The sequence below is a fragment of the Butyrivibrio sp. FCS014 genome, assembly GCF_000526935.1.
Lineage (GTDB): Bacteria > Bacillota > Clostridia > Lachnospirales > Lachnospiraceae > Butyrivibrio.
The window spans coordinates 206926-228349 of the sequence record NZ_JAHA01000008.1 but is presented as its reverse complement, the minus strand read 5'-3'; the positions used below and the strand labels follow the sequence as shown (position 1 = coordinate 228349).

Sequence of the window (21424 nt, the reverse complement as noted above, 5' to 3'; positions counted from 1 at the left end):
ATAGGCGGGAGAGAGAAATGGTATTTACACCAAAGAGTACGGATTATAACTTAAGCCCCTATACCGGGCTTACCTATGACAGCTGGGTGGAGGCTGCGAAATATCTTTTGACCGGAGTATTTGATAACCTGGGTTCTATCGAGGACCCGGTGGTGATGCCAAGATACGAGAAGGATATAACCTATCCTCAGCCGGATCACCCCATATGGCGGTTTAAGGCGGAGATTTTCGAGGGACTTGCAAGGTCCTTCTTTATCGCGGCGCCCCTGGTGCACATCGATCCGGAGCTTAGCTTAAACGGCATAAACGTGCGGGATTATTATGCAAAGCAGGTTTTGTGCGCAGTGACCCCCGGGGAGGCGAACTACGTTCTTAACTACACGGATATGAAAAAGGCGGATACTTCGGGAAATCTTTTCCCTGCCTATCAGCAGACCGTGGAGACGGCGGCCCTTGTGATCTGCCTTTGGCTTTCGAAGGAGGAGATCTGGGATAGGTATACCAAAGAAGAGAAGGACAGGATCGCAGCTTTTCTGTCGGATTTTGCCCATGCCAACACGGTGCCTCAGAACTGGAGGCTCTTTAACATGCTGGATCTGGCCTTCCTCTATATGAACGGCTACGAGATAGACGAGGACATCATGAGGGACCACGCCCAGGTGATCCTTAATTACTACGTGGGAGACGGGTGGTACCGGGACGGACACTCCTTTGACTACTATTCCTGCTGGGCCTTCAACATGTACACCGGCATCTGGAACAATTGGTACGGCTATGAAAAAGAGCCGTATATTGCAACAAGGTTTGAGGAGAACTCAAACGAGCTGATGAAGACCTACCCCTATTTCTTTGACCGGGACGGGTTTACAAATATGTGGGGCAGGAGCGGGATTTACAGAAACGCAGCCACCAGCTCTTTTGACGGAAATCTTATGATGAGGAACTCTTCAGTGGATCCGGGACTGGCAAGAAGGATATGCTCGGGGTCGCTTTTGCAGTTCCTTACAAGAGACGATTTTTTGTGGAAGGGAGTTCCTACTTTGGGCTTCTACGGGCCTTTTGCGCCTCAGCTTCAGAGCTACTCCTGCGCTGAGTCACCCTTCTGGCTTGCGAAGGCTCTTTTGTGCCTGCATCTTCCAAAGGACCATCCCTTCTGGACTGCGAAGGAGAGCGGTGGGCTGTGGGAAGAGCTTAAGAAGAACGAGACCAGGGAGTGGGTTTTGGACGGCCCCGGGCTTTGTATGGCAAACCATGAAGCCAACGGCATAACGGAGCTTCGTTCAGGCAAGATAGTGAAGAATAAGAGCGACCTTCACGGAATGAACAACTATTCCAAGCTTGTCTACAACACTAAATTCCCCTGGGAGGCCACGGTTTCAAGGGCTGTGGAGTCGCAGCAGTATGTTGTGAGATATACCGACGAGGACGTGGTGCTTAGGGGCAATGTCACCTACTGGGCAGGGCAGAAGGAAGGCGTGCTCTACAGAAGACAGTTCTTTGACTATGAGATGGAGAGCGAGTGCCACTGGAAGACAGCCATGGACCTGGCGGACTTTGCGGTGCCCTATGGAATAATAAGAGCGGACAAAATAAGGATGTACAGAAGGCCGCTGGAGATCACACTGGGAGCCTTTGGCTTCCCCGATAACGGGACAAGTGTCGAGTTTTTGGAGAAGGAGGGCTGCAGAGCCGCAGTGCTCAAGGGCCATGACCACATGGGAAAAGAGAAGCAGATGGCCTTTACCGTATTCGCGGGATGGGACAGCCTTGAGCGCATTGACTCTGAAGGGACGAATCCCGACAGCAAAAGGTCCGTGGTGATATATGCAAAGACAGCAAGGACCAAGCAGTACGGGTATGAGCCCTACTTCCTTATATCTCAGGTCATTACCAAGGAGTCTTTGGAGGACTTTTCGGAGGATGAGATATTCCCTATATCGAAGATAGAATACACCGATCCTCAGGGCTGCGGCGGTTACGGACCGGTGAAGATTTTCTTAAAGAGCGGAGAAGTGCGGACTGTGGATTTCTACGGAGTTGAGGGAAGATTTTCGGTGTGAAGGGAGAAATGTATGAAGATCAGTGTATATAATGACTGGGACCATGCGCCCAAGGCAGAGGCTGCAGGCGAAGATGAGGTGGTCCTTGCCTGGGACGGAGAGTACAGAAAAGGGGATATCATAGAGTTTTCCGGGATTACACCGGGAGAGTTCTATGTGGTAAAGGTGGATGCCACTATAGACCCTTCTCTGGTGCTGATAAAGGAGGAGGCGGTTCTTTATACCGTGCCCTTCTACGAGAAAAAAACCAGCTACAATCCCCTGTCCTTTGTAGGGAACAGACATATAGTGACTATCAGAAAGGCTGCGGATTACGAAGTTTCAAGCTACAGAAACCTTGCCCTTAATCCCTTCGATCAGCACGAGTATGCGGGAGTCTATCCCCATGCCAGCGCTAATGTGGAGACCAGAGGCGAGGCAGTCTTTGCAGCACGAAATGCCATTGACGGAGTAAAAGCAACCCTCTCCCACGGAGAGTGGCCCTACGAGTCCTGGGGCATCAATCGTCAGGACGACGCCGAATTTACCTTGGATTTCGGAAGGCGTGTGGACATAGACAAAGTGGTCCTGTATACCAGAGCGGACTTTCCCCACGATAACTGGTGGGTAAAAGCCACAATCTCTTTTTCCGATGGGACAAGGCAGGTTCTTGAAATGGACAAAAAGGTTCAGGAGCCTCATGTATTTGAGATAAAAAAGTGCGGGATAGAGTGGCTTAAGCTGGGCGAGCTCATCAAGGCCGATGACCCCAGCCCCTTCCCTGCGCTGACACAGATAGAGGTCTACGGCAGCGAGGCCAAATAACGGCTTCTTAAGTCAAGGGACCATTTAATGAAGAATTGCATTAAAAAGCGGGCTTGAGAAATTGATATGTACCCTCTTTACTGGACAAAACAGTAAGGAGGGTATTTTTATGCGCTATAGTTACGAATTCAAAAGAAAATGTGTGGAAATGTATTATCGTGGTGAATATCCTGACACCCCAGATGGAATAGGGACTGCAAGATTTCATGATAAGATACGAGAATGGGTTAGAATTGAAGAAGCGTGTGGTTCAGATGCTTTAAGACATAAAAATCATAATAAGGAATGGACTCCAGAGGAACGTTATGCCTTAGTTGCACGTGTTTTGGCTGGTGAGTCTAACAAAAGTGTTGCTTTTTCAGCTGGTATTTCTGATGGACAGCTTTATCAATGGGTCCGCAAGTATAAGATATATGGTTATAATGGTCTTATACCAAAACAGAAAGGTCGTAAATCAAAGAACCCATATATGAAAAAAGTAGGAACGCGAAAACCTCCAAAACCCAATGAATCTGAGTACGAAGAGCTAATTCGGTTAAGAGCTGAAAACGAATACATGAAAGCTGAAATCGAAGTAATAAAAAAAGAGATCGCCTTGAGAGAAGAAAAGGAAGCTGCGCGACTCAAGGCGAAAAAGCAGCAATCATCAAAGAGCTCAGGGAAAACGGATACAAACTAAAGCATCTACTTAAAGCTATGCATATAGCTAGATCGACTTACTATTTTGAGATTGGTAAGGAAGACCTTGTGGCTGAACGCAATCAAGATATACTGAAAGAAATAAAAAGTATTTTTGAATCGAATAAACGCAGATATGGTGTCAGGCGAATCCATCAGGAATTGATAAATCGTGGATACCAAGTAAATCATAAACGTGTTCAGCGTCTCATGCATGAATCTGGATTGGCTGGTAAGCGACCGAAAGAGAAATATCACTCTTATAAGGGTGAGGTGGGTAAGATTGCTGATAACATAATAAATAGAGATTTTAGTACAACTGCGCCTTTACAAAAATGGACGACAGATGTATCCCAATTTAACTTTTCATGGGGAAAGTGTTATATATCGCCAGTTCTAGATATGAATACAAATGAAATCATTTCATATGATTTATCTATGAGTCCTAATCTTGAGCAGATAGAGAGAATGTTAAATAAAGCTTTTGGTAAATTTCCTTCAATTGAAGGCCTTATATTACATTCTGATCAAGGCTGGCAGTATCAACATGCTTATTATAGAAATGCTTTACAAGAACATGGCATTATCCAATCTATGTCACGAAAAGGTAACTGCTATGATAATTGTATTATGGAAACATTCTTTGGAAGATTAAAAAATGAGATGTATTATGGCTATGAGAAAGAGTATGCTTCTTTCGAAGAATTCTCAAACGCTGTTGAAGAATATATAGATTACTACAATAACAAAAGAATTCAGGCAAAAACAAAATGGATGCCACCTGTACAATACAGGATAGCATCCATGTGTTCAGCCTAGTTCATAAATATGTGTCCAGGATTCTGGGTACATATCAAATTCTCAAACCCGCTTAAATATTCAGTCGAGGCGACAGGATTCGAACCTGCGACCTCTGCGTCCCGAACGCAGCGCTCTACCAAACTGAGCCACGCCTCGATATGCGTCAGCGATATACCGACCAAGCTATTATATGTGAAAAGTCAGGCTTTTGCAAGTAAAAAGACAAATGCAGGATTTTGTTAAAATCTGATATTTCTAATTAAAAAAAAGAGGAATATCATAGTTTATAACGTTTAGCTGTCTTTTTTGCTAAAGAAAAGGGGACATATAGTTATGCAGGACAAACCGCTTGAAGAATATACGGAAGAGGATTTATTCGAGGTTTTTAAAGTGACCGTGGACGCCATTGTTATGGTGGATACCGTCAGCAATACCTATCGCTCCATCGCCAGGAGAGGGCTGTTTGTGGATCTATTGGACGAGACCGGGGATTACAAGGACCTTATTGAAAAGCTTTGGTTTCATATGAGCGATTCTCCGGAGGAGATCAGCGACGACTATAAGGCATTTATTCCCTATTACGGCAAGTTCAACGGCAAGTACAGCAGAAGGATCAAGGTCTTTACCCGTGATAGTGAAACTCCGAGGGTCGTACAGATGACGGTTTATCCCATCAAGGAGGCCAACAAGTACGTGTTCGCCATGGACGCCCTTGACGATGAGGAGTATATCGAAGAGTTCATGACCACCAGGAAGGTTAAGACCATTCAGAACACCTATCTGTTCTCCATGTTCGTGGATCTTATAAACGACACCACCAGCAGCATCAGCGTGACTGAGATTTCGGATGAGACGGTGAAGACCAATATCAGCTACTCCCAGTGGAGGAAGGTGACGGTAAACATGATCTGGCCGGACAGCCAGGCCAGGTTCACCAAGATCACGGACCCGGAGTATCTTAAGGCCAACTTAGCGCCCGGCGGCACCACCTCTTTTGACTGTATGATGAAGAATCTGGAGGGAACTTATATCTGGGTGAAACTGATCTTTACCAGATCCCAGGCGGTCAGTGACGACGATTTCAGGTTCGTTTTCATGGTCCAGGACATCAATGATGAGGTAAAAGAGCGTATGGCTACCCTCAAGAAATACGAGGGACTTGTCCTGACGGATCCGCTTACGGGACTGTATAATCACGGCGGGATCACGCGGGAGATCCAGAATGCCATCGATGACTTTAAGCGCACCAAGGATCCGGTTTCTTTGATGATGATAGACCTTGATGATTTTAAGAGCGTCAACGATACCTACGGACACTCTGCTGGAGACGCAGCCCTTAGGACTTTGGCGGAAGTGCTTAAGCTGTATGTGGCGGGAAAACAGGTTTCTCTCGGCCGCTGGGGCGGCGAGGAATTTGTGCTCATCCTTAAGGGAATGGCTGATGATGAGGCCTTTGTCTATGCAGAGGGACTAAGGAAGGCCATAGCAGAGGCGGACTATGGCGAAGCCGGACATATCACCGGTTCCATCGGTATCAGCAGGCTTACAGAGAAGGACAACTTCGAAGAGGCCTTTGACCGCATCGATAAAGCCATGTACTACTCCAAGGAAGCCGGTAAGAATAAGGTTACAATACTGTGAGATGAAGAAATCAGGCGAATGGTCCACTGACTCCATCCCCGGGGATCAAAATGGGGCCAAGTCACGGCAGGGACCAATATAGACAAAGACAACAAAAAGGACATCCGATGGGATGTCCTTTTTTGAGAGCGATAGACGGGGCTCGAACCCGCGGTCTCGACCTTGGCAAGGTCGCGCGTTACCAACTACGCCACTATCGCATATATGTAAAGTCGCTTTCGCGACAGCAAAATAAATAATATAGTATTTTATAATTATTGTCAACAGGTTTTTATAAAAAATTTGAACTGCATTGAATAAAAAAGTAAATTCCACATTATACGGAATTAAGTCTTACACTCTGGTTCATATATAGGTATTCTAATACAGGTCTCTTTCGCAGTAGAAAGAGGAATCATGTCTAAGAAAATAGAAACCAATCAGAAGCATATGAATCAGGATAACCGTGTTGTTATTGAGAAGAGGTTGGATGCATCAGTATCTTTCAGAGCCATCGGTATAGAACTGGGAAAAGATCCAACAACTATAGCTAAGGAAGTCAAAAAACACCGTGTGTTCCAGATGCATAATACATTCAATGAGAAGCTATTTAAATGTGCCAATGCAAAAGACTGTCATAGAAAACATGTATGCACAACAGTGCCTTTCTGCAACCGTGAATGTAAACGCTGCAATAAATGTCACAGCTATTGTAAGGACTATGTTCCCTATGATTATCACTGCCCTTTGACAGATAAAGCCCCCTTTGTATGCAATGGCTGCGATAAGAAGAGAGGCTGCCGGTTAGACAAGTACTTCTATCGCGCTGTTAGAGCTCAGAGTGAATACAAGGCAATCCTTGTTGAAGCAAGGCGTGGCATAAACATAACCGAGGAGGATCTCGCAACACTTGATGCAACTGTAAGCCCTCTGATCCTTAACGGGCAGTCACCTTACATGATACTTCAGAATCACCCGGAGATATCCCAGTGTGAGAAAACCATCTACAACTACATTGATCAGGGAGCTTTATCTGTCAGTAACCTTGACCTCCCGAAGCTGGTCAAGTACAAACCTCGTAAAGCTCATGCCTCAGAAATCGATGATACCGGCATATTTGAAGGAAGATCCTACAAGGATTATGAGGCATTTATCAAGGAATTCCCTGACACAAAGATAACCGAGATGGATACAGTCATAGGTCCGGAAGGAAGTCATAAGGTGCTCCTGACACTTCACTTCTGCAATGCTGACTTTATGATGGCATATCTGCTTAATTCAAAAGAAGCCATCGGCGTTGAGAATACATTTGATGATATCAATAGAGCTATAGGCACTGAGCTGTTCTGCAAAACCATGCCTCTGATCGTCACAGACCGCGGAAGAGAATTCAAGCATCCTGAAGCTCTTGAGTGTGGAATAGATAACGTATTGAGAACAAGCATCTATTACTGTGATCCTATGGCTTCATGGCAGAAGCCTCACTGTGAAAAGAATCATGAATACATCCGCAAGATATGCCCTCAGACAACAACTACCTTCGACAGACTTACCCAGGATGATGTCAATCTCATGATGAGTCACATAAACAGTGCAAACCGTGAAAGCCTTGGAGGGCTCACACCATTTAAACTAGCCAAGATGATGCTTCCTAAAAAGCTCTTAAAACACTTTGGCTTGTGGGAAATACCCTCTGACGAAGTAATCCTCACTCCCGCGCTTTTAAAAGGAAAAATCGAGGTTTAAAGCTCAGAAGCTGTTCCTAGATTCTGAGTCAGAGGCAGTTAAAGCAGCCACCTCGCTCCTGCGAGGCTGTGCCCTTGATAGGTGCCTGAAGAAACGCTACAATGCTCATTCCGACGATGAAGCTATTGAAGCTGTTCCTGAGTTCCTCATCGTCGGCAACGGCTGCGAAGCGTTTCTTCAGGTGCCTGTCAAGGGTGGCGGACGGTGCCAATACATAAATACAAAAGCCACTAAGCATTACAAAATTTGAAAGAAATCTGCGGACGAGACCACCATATGTTCACCACGAGATAAGTGGAATTTAGTCTTGCAGAACCCAATTCCAGTTGTCAGCGACCGCATACTCTTTTTTATTTTAGCAAATGCATAAGTGGCTAAATTCCACAATAAAGGGTCTGACAAAATATGTCAAACCCTCTAAAAAGCTGAATTTAGTCTTCAGTATGGAATTTACTTTTACATGTGGAATTTAACTATTCATTCAATCAAAATTTGAACTGAAAATAAAACATCAAAAAATAGTCGGGAAGTATTGACAACAGGCGCATTTCCGCAAAATAATAAAGAAATACTTTATCACGTTAATGCGGAGGAGAATTCTATGTTTATCGACACTTTCTGGTCATTGCTACCGGCAATCATTGCCATTGCCCTGGCACTCATCACCAAAGAGGTTTACTCATCCCTGTTTATCGGAATTGTAGTGGGAGGACTTCTGTACTCAAGCTTCAGCTTCACGGGGATGATCAATCACGTTTTCGTTGAGGGAATGATAGGTCAGCTCTCTGATCCCTGGAATGTAGGAATCCTGATATTCCTGGTGGTTCTTGGAACCATGGTAATGCTCATGAACAGGGCCGGCGGCTCGGCTGCCTTCGGTAAGTGGGCTGTTTCCCACGTTAAGACCAAGGCCGGTGCACAGGTGGCTACCATTGTTCTTGGAATGCTGATCTTCATCGATGACTATTTTAACTGCCTTACCGTGGGTTCGGTTATGCGTCCCGTGACGGACAAACACAAGATCTCCAGAGAAAAGCTTGCTTACCTTATCGATGCAACGGCAGCTCCCATCTGTATCATCGCTCCCATCTCGTCCTGGGCAGCAGCTGTTACGGGCTTTGTTGACGGGGTTAACGGCCTTACACTTTTTGTTCGCGCCATTCCCTATAACTTCTATGCGCTTCTGACCATCGTAATGATGTTTGGATTGACCGCCATGAATTTTGACTACGGTCCCATGAGACAGGCTGAAGAACATATCAAGGTAAAAGAAATAGTGACTTCTTTCGGAGACGGTGAAGGACTTCTTGGTGCAAGTGACCAGCCCACACCTCCTGTTTCTTCAAAGGGAAAGGTTATTCACCTTATATTCCCCATTGTGACACTTATCATCTGCTGCGTTATCGGAATGATCTATACCGGCGGCTTCTTCGAAGGAACCAATTTCGTTGATGCTTTCTCCGGATCCGATGCTTCCGTTGGACTTGTATACGGCTCTGTAGCAGCGCTGATTCTTACAATTATCTTTTTCCTGCTGACAGGTGTTCTTAGCTTCAAGGAATGCATGAACTCTATCCCTGAGGGATTTAAGAGCATGGTTCCCGCTATTCTGGTGCTTACCTTTGCCTGGACACTTAAGTCCATGACAGACTCTCTTGGCGCAGCCAACTATGTTGCGGGAATATTTGAGAGCTTTGCGGATAACGGCGCTATCATGAGCCTTATCCCCGCAGTGGTATTCATAATTGCCACTTTCCTGGCTTTTGCCACAGGAACTTCCTGGGGAACCTTTGGTATCCTGATACCTATCGTTGTTAACGTATTCGGCTCCAACATGAACAACGAGCTGATGATAATCGCCATCTCCGCATGTATGGCAGGTGCTGTTTGCGGTGACCACTGCTCGCCTATCTCCGATACAACCATCATGGCCAGTGCAGGCGCCCAGTGTGACCACATCAAGCACGTATCCACTCAGCTTCCATACGCCATAACGGCAGCCGCAGTTTCTTTTGCAGCATATATCATTTCCGGCTTCTTCAGGAACTGGCTGATCTGCTTGCCTATAGGCATTGTTCTTATGCTTGGCACTCTGTTCGCAATGAAGAAGATTCAAAAATGAGCCCCTGGGGACTTAAGTCAAGGGACCATTTTCAGAAAGTGATTATTTTAGCCAATGAGCTCCGGCTCATTGGCTTTTTTAATTGTTTCTTTATTTGAATTAAAAATAAAACGGAATTACAATTATGCCATGAGGAGAAAAAAGGATAAGGAAAACTTAAGAGACAGAACATATCAGGAGACATACGACGGTGACTACCTGGATAGCAGACAGTACATGGTGGTAGCGGTGTCTCTTTTTGTGACGCATTCTTTTATGGAATTGTTCTATATCTGGACCGGCTGCACCCCAATGGTCTTTATCAATATCGCAAGTATCATGATCTATGTACTCAGCGCTCTGCTGATTTCCAAGGGACATCAATTGGTGACAGTCTGGCTGATGGAGGGGGAGATCTTCTGGCATGTGATATTTGCCTGCATTTTCATGGGCCTTAGATGCGGATATCAGCTGTGGCTCTTCGGAACTTTTTCCAGTATCTTTCTTCCGTTCTTTATTCCAAACTTAAGTAAAAGGCCGAAAGCTGCCATTGGAATATACGCTGTTTGTATTGTAGTCGGCTTTGAGACGCTGGTATTATTGGACAGACACGATCTTCTGCCGACTGAATATCAGGTAGGTGATAAGCTGGCTTCCACCCTGTATTACATCAATGCTGCTCTGGGCTTTATCTCCATTATGATCTATACCTCAATCTATAATCAGCGAATGAGTGCGAAAAACCGGGAGCTGCAGTATGTGGCCGACCATGACGGGCTTACGGGGATATTTAACAGGAAAAAGACGCAGAGCATTCTTGAGGCTGAGATCCAAAGGCAGAAAGAAACTACCGGAGAAAGGCTCGCAGTAGCCATTCTGGATATCGATTTCTTTAAAAAAGTCAATGATACCTACGGACATCAGGCCGGGGATGAGGTTCTGGTTGCGGTTACGTCCTGCTTCAGGCGTTATCAGGAAAAGGGGCTTTTATACGGAAGATGGGGCGGGGAGGAATTTCTTTTGATCTCACCGGAAACCTATTCCTATGAGGAATTTGCGGAACTTCTGAACAATCTGAGGGAAGACATCCAAAGCCTTGAGATCTCGTCAGAGGGACAGCTCATTAAGGTGACAGCATCCATGGGGGCTGCTGATTATGAAGAAAGCCTGAATCTGGATAAGTTCATCCAAAGAGCCGACGAGCGGCTGTACATTGCCAAAGAATCAGGAAGAAACAGAGTTGTCAGCAAATGAACTACCCTCACCGACTCCACGTCGGAAAGGGTTTCTGTTATGCCGCATGGCGGCATGAACCTGCAGGATGCTCTATGCATCCTGCAGAACAGGGCATGTCCACGATGCCCCTATCCCATTGGCTTACCTTTGGGAATACTTTCCTTAAGATGTTTGCAGCCCCATTTATGTCTGCATTTGTTATTGTACCATCGTAGTGCCTGTAAAGTCCTCTCTGTATCCTCTTTCCTGAGAAAAAGTATTTTCCTGAACAGTTCTTTTTATACACAGGGATATAGTCTTTTGCAAGAAAGTCTGCCTTTGATGTGTAGCTTTCTTCTGTAAGGACAAACCTTATACCATATTCAGCAAGTTTGTATCTGACCATGTCTGCAAATATCAGCATTGGTATCTGCACAAAGTTCTGGTTATTAACATGTCCTATCCCTATTTTCTGTTTCTGGTATGTATTATGCCCCATCACTACTACATCTACATGGTTATCCCTTGCATAGTCTGCAAGCTGTCTGCTCACCTTATGAAACTGATCCTTTATCCTTCTGTTCCTCTTTTCAGTAAGAGCATTCATCTTTCTTGTCCTGTACCTCTTATTACATGTCATGGCACAGGAAGAGAGTCTTTTCATCTCTTTGTTGTAAAGCTGGTTGATTGATTTGATCACTCCTCCCTTTATCACAAATGGCCTTGCACCAAAAGTGTTTGCTACAGCGGCGATATTGTCTGTCCCGGGATCTATGGCCATCACCCTCAAATCTTTCAGATCCACTACATCTGACAGGTCAGCGAGGATATCTTTATCAGCCATTGGGATCATCCCCATATCAGGAACAGCTAGGACTACATCCAGGACAAAGCTGTTTCCACAGGGCTTTATACGCACTTCCTTAAGGCATACTTCTTCATGGAGCTGGCCAAGAGACAGCCTATCCCTGGTACCGGGAAACTTAAGACAGCCATTATTGATCCTGCAGATCTGATTTGTCAGGATGGCTGTTTTGAACGAGCCCTGTGACATATATCCCGGCATCTTGGGGCGACCCGTGAAAGCTTCATGATTCCTTCCATATGCTTTTACAGCTTCAAAGAAAGACTTATAGTCCCGAAGGAGGAGTTTCAGTATCTGCTGATTAGCCTGAGCCGGAAGGGCATAGTACGCCTTATCCCTTGTAACCTTTAGCAGATAGTCCAGACCATTGTATGAGAGCCACTTACTGTCACCAAGATATTTAGTCCCTGAAAGATTATCTCTTACGAGCCTGTAAACCATCATCTGATTTGGGAAAAGAGGCTTGAACTCAGCCATTGAATCAACCGATGACGAATACTGCCTTAAGATGAAATTTGCCCTGTTATACAGAACGGCTGATGATCTGCAGATATCCCTGCAGTAGTCATAGAGTATGTGGTTTTTGCTTATCCTGTATTGCCTTGTCCTGTACACGGTTGAAAATTCCTTAGTAGTATTCTATAGTATGTATTATAGCATATATTTCAGGAATAGGCAAACATCTGTTCTTTTTAGATGAAGGGAAATTTTATGGAGAAATCAGTATCAAGATCAGAAAACCTTGACGACTATAGAAGAGGTTCACATTCCGTATACAAGCTTACTTACCATGTGATCTTTGTGACTAAGTACAGAAAGAAAGTGATCACAGATGAGATCGGTGATTTCATGAAGGATTACGCAGCTTACCTCTGCGGACGCATGAACAGCGAACTCATTTCAGCAGAGACAGATGTCGATCACATGCATCTGCTGATCTCCATGCCACCTGATGTTGCACCTGTAAAACTCATCAACTCGCTAAAATCACAGCTTTCCAAAGAAGTGAGAAATACATATAGAACACACGTTGAGAAATACCTCTGGGGAGATTCACCCTTCTGGAGTGCAAGTTACTTCTGTGCCACTACCGGAAGTGTTTCTCTTGATACTGTCAAGAAATACATTGAAGATCAGCGAACAGAAGAACACAAACGTAAATACATTAAGACGGGGAAATACAAAAAGAAAAGCTAGTGCGATTCATCCCACAACCGACTTCATCGGAAGGGGTTTTCTCGCACGATGTTTATAATGGCCTAAAGACAACAAAAAGGACATCCGATGGGATGTCCTTTTTGTAGAGCGATAGACGGGGCTCGAACCCGCGGTCTCGACCTTGGCAAGGTCGCGCGTTACCAACTACGCCACTATCGCATTTGAAGTCACTTATAATAACTGCGACAACGAATTGATTTTAGAATATAATTAATGTATTGTCAACATATATTTTTGATTTTCACCACTCATGGATTTTGGGAATTCACAAAGCGAGGTTTTAATACATGGAAGATTCAAGGCAGATTACAGTTGCTGATGCAAAGGCATATCTTAAGAAGGGACAGGGCCGCGAGTTCAAGGCGGGCGGCGCCTGGATCTATGACAATGAAGTGGACAGGGTCGAAGGCTCTTTTGACAACGGAGACGTGATAGAGCTCCACGATTTCGACGGATATTTTCTGGGCTACGGTTTCATAAATACCAATTCAAAGATCAGGATCCGCATTATGTCCAGGAAAAAGGACCATCCCGTAAACGAGGAGCTCATAGAGCGCAGGGTTCGCGACGCCTGGAACCACAGAAAGGCCGTAATGGCGGGATATATGGCACAGTATCTTGCTCCCGGGGATGCCAATTCCCGGGGAAAAGAGCCTTCTGCTGACCGGCTTACACGGCTTTCCTGCAGACTGATCTTCGGAGAGGCGGACTTCCTTCCCGGAATTACCATAGACAAATTTGCAGATGTTCTTGTTATCGAGTCATTGGCCCTTGGCACCGACAGGATGAAGAACATAATCCTTGATGCCTGCAGGAATGTCTTTTTAGAAGACGGAGTTAAGATCCGTGGAATATACGAGAGGAGCGACGCCAAGGTTCGTGAGCTTGAAGGCCTTGAAAGGACCAAGGGCTTTATTGGAGAACCCTTCGATACAAAGGTTCTTATAGAAGAGAACGGAGTTAAGTATTACGTAGATGTGGAAAACGGCCAGAAGACCGGATTTTTCCTTGACCAGAAGTTCAACAGGCAGGCCATAAGAGGCCTGTGCAAGGGCGCTAAGGTGCTGGACTGCTTTACCCACACCGGCTCTTTTGCCTTAAATGCGGCAGCAGGCGGGGCGGCATCCGTCCTTGGAGTGGACGCATCAGACCTTGGCTGTGAACAGGCCAGGGAGAATGCTGCGCTTAACGGCCTTGAGAACATAGCTTCTTTCCAATGTGCTGATGTATTTGAGCTCCTTCCGGACCTTGAGAAGAAGGGCGAGAAATTTGACGTCGTTATCCTTGATCCCCCGGCATTTACCAAGTCCAGAGCTTCCATCAAGAAGGCTGTCACCGGCTACAAGGAGATCAACCTCCGCGGCATGCGTCTTGTGAAGGACGGCGGCTACCTTGCCACCTGTTCCTGCTCACATTTTATGGATGAGGAGCTGTTCCTTAAGACCATAGCCGACGCTGCCCGGGACGCACACAAGCGCCTCAAGCAGGTGGAATTCAGGCAGCAGGCCGCTGACCATCCTATTCTCTGGGGCGGAGCAGCATCTTACTATCTGAAATTTGTGATCTTCCAGGTTGTGGATGAGATGTGACTATTTGTCAGAGCAACTGTCCCGGCCATAGAGCAAGAGGGCAGGACTTTAGGGGAGCAGAAGAGTCATGAACGAGAGGATCCTTAAACTCAAAGAAAACATGGAAAAGAGAATTGTGGGAAAGGGCGAGGTTATCGACAGGATAATCATAGCTCTTTTGGCAGAGGGGCATGTGCTTTTGGAGGACGTGCCCGGTGTTGGCAAGACCACCCTGGCAAAGGCCCTGGCTGATTCTGTGTCTCTTTCCTTTGCAAGGGTGCAGTGCACTCCTGATACCATGCCATCGGATATTACCGGTATCTCTGTCTATGATAAGGAAAAGGGGACTTTTTCAGTAATGCCGGGACCTGTCATGAGCAATATAGTTCTGGCGGACGAACTAAACCGCACTTCCCCCAAGACCCAGTCGGCTCTTTTAGAGGTAATGGAGGAGCACAGGGTTACCATAGACGGAACTTCATACCCTGTTCCAGAGCCCTTTATGGTCCTTGGAACCCAGAATCCGTCTGAGATGGCCGGAACCTATCCCCTTCCGGAGTCGCAGCTTGACCGCTTTATGATGAAGCTCTCCGGGGCTATCCCGAAATGAGCGCTTCAGAGGATATGGCCAAAAGATTCCTTGAGGGCAGCCTTCATGATAAGACAGAGCCGGTTCTTACCGGCGGTGACATCACTGACATGAAACGGGAAGTCAGCTCCATCGCTGTTCACGACAACCTCCTTTCCTACGGGGCAGCCATTGTGGATGAGACCCGCAAAAGATCCGAGATATCCGTTGGGGCATCTCCGAGAGCTCTTTTGTCCATGATCCGCTGCGCCCAGGCCATCGCATACCTGGCGGATAGAGATTTCTGTATTCCGGAGGACATCCTTGAGGCAGCAAAGCTGACAATCCCCCACAGGCTGATTCTTACAGGCGAAGCGAGACTAAGCCGCATGACAGGAGCCGAACTTCTGGAAGGCATTTTAAGAAAGATCAGGGTGCAATGAAAGTATCATTTGCCACAAAGAATCTTTTAATCTATCTTGCAGCACTTATTGCCGGCATCGTATTTGCAAGCTTCTATGGCGGCCCGGTGGCCTATGCGCCTCTGGCAGCTCTATTGCTTTTTCTGCCGGTTTCCGTCATTTATATTCTTGTTTCCTTCAAGCTCCTTAGAGTCTATCAGGAGATTGAGGTTCACAAACTCACCAAAGGTGAAGTTCACAAGTACCGGGCGGTTTTCGAAAACGCCGGCATTTTTCCCATACACAACATGGCAGTGGGAATCTACAAGGACCGCTGTAATCTATATGAGATACCGGAAGGCACCCGCATCAGCCTTGATGCCCACGAGAAAAAAGAGCTGTTTTCCGGAATAAACTGTCTCTTTGCCGGGGCATATTACATTGGCGTCGAAACCCTCACATTTTCCGATCCCTTTCATATCCTTGAAATGACTTTTGATGTCTCCTATTCCTTCCGGGCTCTGGTCAAGCCCAGGATAACGGACATCGCAGGAAAGGCTCTGGACCTGGAGAACCTCATTAACAGCACCGGGCAAAAGAGCTACCGACTATACGAGGACACTCCGGGGAATGACCTCAGGGTTTATCAGAAGGGAGATGCCATCTCTTCTGTAAACTGGAAGGTTTCCGCCAGGCTCTCGGAGCTGATGGTGAGACTTCCCGACAGAATGGAGAAGAGGACAGTCACCATCATCATGAACACCTGCAACATCCCCGAAAGGGAGTGGGATACGGAGTTTCTTAAAGGCCGTGACTTCTTTTTGGAGTTCGTGGTATCCGCCGCAAGGCACTTTTCCGACCAGGGAATTCCCGTGACCATAATCTATCCCGCGGGGAAGATCGTTGAAGCAAGGATCGACTCCCGGGACAGCTTTAATACATTCTATGAGAGCGTTTCGGAGGGACTGTTCTACTCATCCGAGGCGGAATACAGGAAGCTTCAGGAACTGATAACCATCCACAGGGAAAACGGAAATAACACAGACACCTGGATCACAATCAATGAGCAACCAAAGGACAAGGACAATTTCATCGAGATTTATGAGTGAAGCGGTGGGGCATCTTCTGGCCTTTTGTTTTGCTGCGATATTCTATGAGATCTATGGGATCTTTGGCGGAGAGGCAGAACGGATTCCCGGCGCCTTTATGCCCTTTTTTGCTCTGGGGGCTTTCTTTGTCTGCTGCATCTTAGAGCAGATATTTTCGATATTTGTCAGCAGCAGGATCGCAGCTCTTTTCTCCCTGCTGCCGCCGCTGGTACTTATTCTTGTGATGAGGGGCAGCAGCGTCCTTAAAGGTGCGGCGAGCGCAGTTATTCTTGGAGCTGCCTTAAGGCTCTTAATCGGCTTTTTGCAGCAGGGAAGGAAACTTCTCATATTTACGGTGCTGATCCTGGATGCGGTCACCTTGTATCTGTATTTTTACCAGGGGAGCTTCCATGGCAAAGACATTATCGCAAAGCTTTTGTGCATCTGTCTTGTGATCCTTTCCATGTGGGCAGTTCAGGCTCTTTTTGAAAAGGGAAAAGAGCTTTATCCAATACATCTTTTTCTGTGTCTTGGCGCAGTAGCTGCATTTTTTCCAATGGGAGAAAAACCCATTGACTGGTCGCCGGTGGTCAGAGCCGGAGAGAAGATTGCCTCCGGAATCGAGACTGCGGCTGAGAACCTGTCCTACTACTTTGCTTCGCCTCTTGGAGATAACTATGTGGCCGGATACAGCTCTTTTTCCTCAAAAGGCGGTAAGGTCGAGGGTTCAGAGAAGGTGCAGCTGATACTGGAGATGAAGGCCCAGCCCTATCACACCTTCACGGATGAGGAAACGGGAGAGACTTTAAGCATGCGAAAGACCCTGTATCTCACCGGGGGAAGGGGCGTGGATGAAGCCTGGTTTGTGGGCTTTTTGGGATACCTTTACGAAAACGGCGTGGACAGTGAAGAGGCATCACTTTTCTCAAACATTGAGGAAGTTGACATAGAGTACGCTTACCTTGATACCCACGACGAGATAGCGCCATCTACGGCGTTTCTTCTGACACAGTGGGACGAGAAGGTTTCAGGCGGAAGGAGCGATTCCCTTCACAGGAAGGGCTACAGGACAAAGGCAAGGTACCTGGACATCGACTACGGAAGCCCGTATCTGGCGGAGCTGCTAAGATCCGAAGGTGGCCGGAGCGTTCCCGACTATGAGACTGCCTGCAGCTACGCTAAGGATCTGTGGGGCATAGAGCTTACAGGGGCTCTTTCTTTAGAAGAATACGAGGCAGCGAGAAAAGAGCTGTCCGGGTCGGAAGCGGAGCCGGATAATAACTACCTTGATGTTACCGGGGCGGACGAAAAGCTGAGGGCCCTTGCCGAAGAAATCACCCGGGGAAGCGACACGGACTATGACAGGTGCAGGCAGATAGAGAGTTATCTTCGCCAGTATACCTATGACACCAATGCTGTTGGCAGGTACGATCCTGACTCAGATATGGGAAGCAGCAGGGGAATGGCGGACATTGCGGGCAGGTTCCTTTTTGATACCGGAAGGGGGTACTGTGTTCATTTCACCTCATCCATGGTGATGCTCCTTAGATTGTCGGGGATTCCCGCCAGAGCAGCAACGGGCTATCGCTATACCTTCCCTTTTGAAAAGGCTGAGCAGTACAAGGTCGGAAGCAACTGCGCCCACACCTGGCCCGAGGCCTACATTGAAGGGGCAGGTTGGATTCCCTTCGAGCCAACTTCCGGTTATTACACTCTGACAGGGAACTCCTGGCACAGGAAAAGAAGCGAAACCGAAAACGGATATAAACCGCCCAAACCCGCGGCAGTTTCTGATAATGCGGATGTACAGCCACTTCCTGAGGAGGATACCTTTTTTGCCGAATCCCTTCTTCTGGCTTTAAAGGTAATATGGCCCTTTGCCGCTTCAGCAGTGCTTATCGTGCTTCTTCTTTTTGCGGGAACGCGGGCTTACAAGGCTGTGAGGTACCGTCTCTCTACACCATCGCAGCAGCTTCTTTCTGATGTGGAGATGATAAAAAGAAGTCTTTCAAGGCTGACCGGGAGCGGGATAGATGACCGCGGGATTCTGTCGGACTATGTTTCTTTTGCACCGGCGGAGTTTCAGGATGACCTTGAGGCAGTCTTTGCTGCCGCTTACCGGGTGCTCTACAGCACGGGAAAAGAGTCAGAGCCCACCGGGGAAGAGAACGAATTGGCCAGAAACTTAAGAAAATCGCTGGAAAAGACCAAAAGACCGGCATCAAGACCCTTTGTGCATGTTTTCGAAAACGTTTAAAATTTTATGGTTATTTAATACTCTGCTGCAGTAATGCGGACTATAATCTATATTGTGAATGAAAAATATAAGCGCGAAGTGAGGAGGAAGTTTTGAGGATCATTCTGAATATTTTATGGATCATATGTGGTGGGCTTTTAAGCGCTCTCGGCTGGGTGGCAGCAGGCTGCCTCTGGTGTATCACTGTTGTGGGTATTCCTGTAGGTGTACAGTGTTTCAAGCTGGCATCAATTTCGCTCAATCCCTTTGGTAAGGAGATTGTCAACGATGGCGGCGCCGGTTCTTTCATACTTAATGTTATCTGGTTTATCATTTCCGGATGGGAACTTGCTCTTGGCAACTTCCTTTTGGGCTGTATCCTTTGCATTACAATTGTAGGCATTCCGTGGGGCAAGCAGTATTTTAAGATAGCCAAGGTTGCACTCAGTCCTTTTGGGGCCAGAGTTGTCAGGGAACATGTTTTGTAATTGCCTTTTGCATATTTGAATCTCGGACAAATATTTAGAGCATTTCCTTCAATGAATTGATCACATTGAAGGAGATGCTTTTTTTTCGTGAAAAAATTTAGAGAAATAACCCCTAGGGGGGCTTGCGGGGGCTGGCTGATAGATTTATAAAAGAATAGCTGAAAAGTGGGGAGCGGGAGTTTACAGTGAAAAAAAACAGTATTAAAAAATGGGGTAAAAAATTATTATCTGCGCTTGTGATAGTCCTTGGCGTAACATTTCTTACATTTCTCTTATCTTATCTTTCACCGGATGATGCTGCGGTAGTAAAGCTTTCTTCCATGGGCACGGGGTATACTCAGGAAATGCTGGATAAGACCCGTGAGGAAATGGGACTGGATCGTCCCTTTCTGGAACAGTACCTGGACTGGATGAAAAATGTGATCCGTCTGGATTTTGGAAAGTCTTACAGAACAAGCGAAAATATAACAGATATGATGCTTGCCGCGCTTCCTAATACGTTAAAACTGACATTTCTGTCTTTGATGGTCACTTTGATAATATCCCTTCCGATAGGAATATTGTGTGCATATCATCCCAATGGATGGCTGGATTCAGTAATGCGACTGTTTTCCTATTTCTTCTCGTCGCTGCCATCTTTCTTTATTTCGCTTATTGTTCTGTACTATGCGTGTATTAAATGGAACCTGTTCAAAGTTATGGCCGAACCGGGAATCAGGGGATTCATTCTTCCGGCGCTGGTTACCGGAGTATCTCTTTCGTCGTGGTATATCAGACAAATACGGGCTATTGCATTGGAACAGTTAAGCTCCCAGTATGTTTATTCTCTCTACAGCAGAGGAATAAGCAGGCAGAGGATTCTCTGGAAACATGTACTTAAAAACTGCATGCTTCCTGTTATAACTCTCCTGGGGGTGTCAATCGGCGGAATGCTTGGAGGATCTGCTATCACGGAATCCATCTTTTCCGTGAAGGGCGTTGGAGCCCTTGCAGTATCAGCGGTCACATCGAGAGATTACCCGTTTATTCAGGCCTATGCTGCGTGGATGGCGGCACTGTACCTGCTTGTCAATTATCTGGTTGATGTTGCGGGCAGGAAACTGGATCCCAGAATATCCTGAGGAGAAAATGAAGAATGCAAAATAAGAAAACTAAAATCGCCTATTTTTTATCACTGGCGTTTCTGCTTGTTTTACTTGTATTCATGCTTGTGGCCGGCTTTTTTCTGAAGCATGATCCCTACGCGACAAATCTTTCGGATGCATTTATTCCGGCAGGAGAAGAAGGATATCTTTTGGGAACGGATCAGCTTGGCCGATGCATTGCGTGCAGGATCATTGCGGGAGGGCAACAGACCATATACTCATCCATGATAGTTGTAGCGGTGGTGCTGGCCTTTGGATCCATAATGGGAATGCTCGCAGGATACAGCGGAGGTGCAATTGATTCGGTGATCACCAAGATCACTACCGTATTTCAGGCTTTCCCCGGATTTGTTCTGGCAGTTGCCATTGCTGGAATTCTGGGACCCGGAAAAGGAAACGGAATGATTGCCCTGATACTGGTATATTGGACAACTTATGCCAGATACTCAAGATCTCTTGTGCTGAATCTTAAGAATAACACCTTCGTTCGTGCCGCAAGAATGTGCGGGGCGGGACGCGTAAGCATTTTGATCAAATATATACTTCCGAATATGGTACCGCCGCTTTTGGTAACTGCGGCATTGGATATAGGAAATGTAGTACTGAGTATGGCAGGACTTTCGTATCTGGGACTTGGAGGGGCCCGTCCTACTGCAGAGTGGGGAGCTATGATGAGCGAATCAAGGCGCTTCCTGCAGACCAACCCATCGTTAATAGTAATTCCGGGCATTGCGCTGTTTATAATGGTCTTCCTGTTCAACATCTGCAGCGACTGTGCGCGAAATTATTACGATAAACGTGGATCATTCCACGAATGATAAA

The 21424-nt window shown here is 46.5% G+C and carries 19 protein-coding genes and 3 tRNA genes; 17 read left to right on the top strand and 5 right to left on the bottom strand.

Annotated features, from left to right (window positions below; genetic code table 11):
* The first annotated feature begins 17 nt into the window (after positions 1 to 17).
* The 4 genes from T456_RS0109900 to T456_RS0109885 all read left to right on the top strand — a co-directional run bounded on the left by T456_RS0109900 (position 18) and on the right by T456_RS0109885 (position 4361).
* The gene (locus T456_RS0109900; RefSeq protein ID WP_024866008.1) at positions 18 to 2060 is read left to right on the top strand and encodes a DUF2264 domain-containing protein; all 2043 of its coding nucleotides are present in this window, start codon (positions 18 to 20) and stop codon (positions 2058 to 2060) included.
* A 12-nt stretch (positions 2061 to 2072) separates the two neighbouring features.
* Positions 2073 to 2864 (top strand): carbohydrate-binding protein, encoded by a 792-nt coding sequence (locus tag T456_RS0109895; protein WP_024866007.1) that lies wholly within the window; start codon positions 2073 to 2075, stop codon positions 2862 to 2864.
* Positions 2865 to 2973: 109 nt separating this feature from the next.
* Positions 2974 to 3543, top strand: coding sequence for a helix-turn-helix domain-containing protein (locus T456_RS0109890; RefSeq protein ID WP_024865598.1), 570 nt, complete (start codon positions 2974 to 2976; stop codon positions 3541 to 3543).
* Positions 3507 to 4361, top strand: coding sequence for an IS3 family transposase (locus T456_RS0109885; RefSeq protein WP_330369715.1), 855 nt, complete (start codon positions 3507 to 3509; stop codon positions 4359 to 4361). The genes T456_RS0109890 and T456_RS0109885 overlap by 37 nt, the downstream gene beginning before the upstream one ends.
* A 64-nt stretch (positions 4362 to 4425) precedes the next feature.
* Here T456_RS0109885 and T456_RS0109880 read toward each other — a convergent pair.
* Positions 4426 to 4499: transfer RNA gene (locus T456_RS0109880), tRNA-Pro, on the bottom strand.
* A 177-nt stretch (positions 4500 to 4676) separates the two neighbouring features.
* Here T456_RS0109880 and T456_RS0109875 point away from each other — a divergent pair.
* On the top strand, positions 4677 to 5984 hold the full coding sequence (locus tag T456_RS0109875; protein WP_024866006.1) for a GGDEF domain-containing protein: 1308 nt from the start codon (positions 4677 to 4679) through the stop codon (positions 5982 to 5984).
* A 127-nt stretch (positions 5985 to 6111) separates the two neighbouring features.
* On the opposite strand, the gene T456_RS0109870 is transcribed toward T456_RS0109875, so the two are convergent.
* Positions 6112 to 6184, bottom strand: a tRNA-Gly gene (locus tag T456_RS0109870).
* A gap of 196 nt (positions 6185 to 6380) precedes the next feature.
* Here T456_RS0109870 and T456_RS0109865 point away from each other — a divergent pair.
* Positions 6381 to 7709: an IS30 family transposase gene (locus T456_RS0109865; protein WP_024864491.1), complete on the top strand. Its 1329-nt coding sequence runs from the start codon at positions 6381 to 6383 to the stop codon at positions 7707 to 7709.
* A gap of 28 nt (positions 7710 to 7737) precedes the next feature.
* Here the strand turns inward: T456_RS0109865 and T456_RS22455 are convergent, their stop codons facing one another.
* Positions 7738 to 7920, bottom strand: coding sequence for a hypothetical protein (locus T456_RS22455; RefSeq protein WP_155837996.1), 183 nt, complete (start codon positions 7918 to 7920; stop codon positions 7738 to 7740).
* Positions 7921 to 8310: 390 nt separating this feature from the next.
* On the opposite strand from T456_RS22455, the gene T456_RS0109855 reads away from it, so the two are divergent.
* Both T456_RS0109855 and T456_RS21300 read left to right on the top strand, forming a co-directional pair.
* Complete coding sequence (locus T456_RS0109855) at positions 8311 to 9831, top strand: Na+/H+ antiporter NhaC family protein (protein ID WP_024866005.1); 1521 nt, start codon at positions 8311 to 8313, stop codon at positions 9829 to 9831.
* Between the two features lie 129 nt (positions 9832 to 9960).
* Entirely contained in the window at positions 9961 to 11064 is a 1104-nt protein-coding gene (locus T456_RS21300) for a GGDEF domain-containing protein (protein ID WP_024866004.1), read from the top strand.
* A gap of 37 nt (positions 11065 to 11101) precedes the next feature.
* On the opposite strand, the gene T456_RS0109845 is transcribed toward T456_RS21300, so the two are convergent.
* Complete coding sequence (locus tag T456_RS0109845) at positions 11102 to 12505, bottom strand: RNA-guided endonuclease InsQ/TnpB family protein (protein ID WP_024866003.1); 1404 nt, start codon at positions 12503 to 12505, stop codon at positions 11102 to 11104.
* A gap of 96 nt (positions 12506 to 12601) precedes the next feature.
* On the opposite strand from T456_RS0109845, the gene tnpA reads away from it, so the two are divergent.
* Complete coding sequence (gene tnpA / locus T456_RS0109840; RefSeq protein WP_051465015.1) at positions 12602 to 13087, top strand: IS200/IS605 family transposase; 486 nt, start codon at positions 12602 to 12604, stop codon at positions 13085 to 13087.
* A 107-nt stretch (positions 13088 to 13194) separates the two neighbouring features.
* Here tnpA and T456_RS0109835 read toward each other — a convergent pair.
* A tRNA-Gly gene (locus tag T456_RS0109835) sits at positions 13195 to 13267 on the bottom strand.
* Positions 13268 to 13395: 128 nt separating this feature from the next.
* Here T456_RS0109835 and T456_RS0109830 point away from each other — a divergent pair.
* The 8 genes from T456_RS0109830 (at position 13396) to T456_RS0109800 (ending at position 21420) form a co-directional block, all read left to right on the top strand.
* A complete protein-coding gene (locus T456_RS0109830; protein WP_024866001.1) occupies positions 13396 to 14697 on the top strand; it encodes a class I SAM-dependent rRNA methyltransferase in 1302 nt (433 codons plus the stop codon).
* 67 nt (positions 14698 to 14764) lie between these two features.
* The gene (locus T456_RS23100; RefSeq protein ID WP_242835916.1) at positions 14765 to 15286 is read left to right on the top strand and encodes an AAA family ATPase; all 522 of its coding nucleotides are present in this window, start codon (positions 14765 to 14767) and stop codon (positions 15284 to 15286) included.
* Positions 15283 to 15687, top strand: a complete 405-nt coding sequence (locus T456_RS23095; RefSeq protein WP_242835914.1) for an AAA family ATPase — start codon at positions 15283 to 15285, stop codon at positions 15685 to 15687. Before T456_RS23100 ends, T456_RS23095 begins: the two co-directional genes overlap by 4 nt.
* Positions 15684 to 16754 carry a DUF58 domain-containing protein gene (locus T456_RS0109820; protein ID WP_024866000.1) on the top strand — a complete coding sequence of 357 codons (1071 nt, stop codon included), beginning with the start codon at positions 15684 to 15686 and terminating at the stop codon, positions 16752 to 16754. The genes T456_RS23095 and T456_RS0109820 overlap by 4 nt, the downstream gene beginning before the upstream one ends.
* Positions 16708 to 18990, top strand: a complete 2283-nt coding sequence (locus tag T456_RS0109815) for a transglutaminase-like domain-containing protein (RefSeq protein WP_081749057.1) — start codon at positions 16708 to 16710, stop codon at positions 18988 to 18990. The genes T456_RS0109820 and T456_RS0109815 overlap by 47 nt, the downstream gene beginning before the upstream one ends.
* Positions 18991 to 19082: 92 nt before the next feature.
* Entirely contained in the window at positions 19083 to 19457 is a 375-nt protein-coding gene (locus T456_RS0109810; protein WP_024865998.1) for a YccF domain-containing protein, read from the top strand.
* A 185-nt stretch (positions 19458 to 19642) separates the two neighbouring features.
* Positions 19643 to 20578, top strand: a complete 936-nt coding sequence (locus T456_RS0109805; RefSeq protein ID WP_081749056.1) for an ABC transporter permease — start codon at positions 19643 to 19645, stop codon at positions 20576 to 20578.
* Positions 20579 to 20592: 14 nt separating this feature from the next.
* Positions 20593 to 21420: an ABC transporter permease gene (locus tag T456_RS0109800; protein ID WP_024865996.1), complete on the top strand. Its 828-nt coding sequence runs from the start codon at positions 20593 to 20595 to the stop codon at positions 21418 to 21420.
* Positions 21421 to 21424: the final 4 nt, after the last annotated feature.

Excerpts from the sequence above, each read along its gene's own strand:
- T456_RS0109900 (WP_024866008.1), top strand. The coding sequence starts at position 18 with ATGGTATTTACACCAAAGAGTACGGATTATAACTTAAGCCCCTATACC.
- T456_RS0109895 (WP_024866007.1), top strand. The coding sequence starts at position 2,073 with ATGAAGATCAGTGTATATAATGACTGGGACCATGCGCCCAAGGCAGAG.
- T456_RS0109890 (WP_024865598.1), top strand. The coding sequence starts at position 2,974 with ATGCGCTATAGTTACGAATTCAAAAGAAAATGTGTGGAAATGTATTAT.
- T456_RS0109875 (WP_024866006.1), top strand. The coding sequence starts at position 4,677 with ATGCAGGACAAACCGCTTGAAGAATATACGGAAGAGGATTTATTCGAG.
- T456_RS0109865 (WP_024864491.1), top strand. The coding sequence starts at position 6,381 with ATGTCTAAGAAAATAGAAACCAATCAGAAGCATATGAATCAGGATAAC.
- T456_RS0109855 (WP_024866005.1), top strand. The coding sequence starts at position 8,311 with ATGTTTATCGACACTTTCTGGTCATTGCTACCGGCAATCATTGCCATT.
- T456_RS21300 (WP_024866004.1), top strand. The coding sequence starts at position 9,961 with ATGAGGAGAAAAAAGGATAAGGAAAACTTAAGAGACAGAACATATCAG.
- tnpA (WP_051465015.1), top strand. The coding sequence starts at position 12,602 with ATGGAGAAATCAGTATCAAGATCAGAAAACCTTGACGACTATAGAAGA.
- T456_RS0109830 (WP_024866001.1), top strand. The coding sequence starts at position 13,396 with ATGGAAGATTCAAGGCAGATTACAGTTGCTGATGCAAAGGCATATCTT.
- T456_RS23100 (WP_242835916.1), top strand. The coding sequence starts at position 14,765 with ATGAACGAGAGGATCCTTAAACTCAAAGAAAACATGGAAAAGAGAATT.
- T456_RS23095 (WP_242835914.1), top strand. The coding sequence starts at position 15,283 with ATGAGCGCTTCAGAGGATATGGCCAAAAGATTCCTTGAGGGCAGCCTT.
- T456_RS0109820 (WP_024866000.1), top strand. The coding sequence starts at position 15,684 with ATGAAAGTATCATTTGCCACAAAGAATCTTTTAATCTATCTTGCAGCA.
- T456_RS0109815 (WP_081749057.1), top strand. The coding sequence starts at position 16,708 with ATGAGCAACCAAAGGACAAGGACAATTTCATCGAGATTTATGAGTGAA.
- T456_RS0109800 (WP_024865996.1), top strand. The coding sequence starts at position 20,593 with ATGCAAAATAAGAAAACTAAAATCGCCTATTTTTTATCACTGGCGTTT.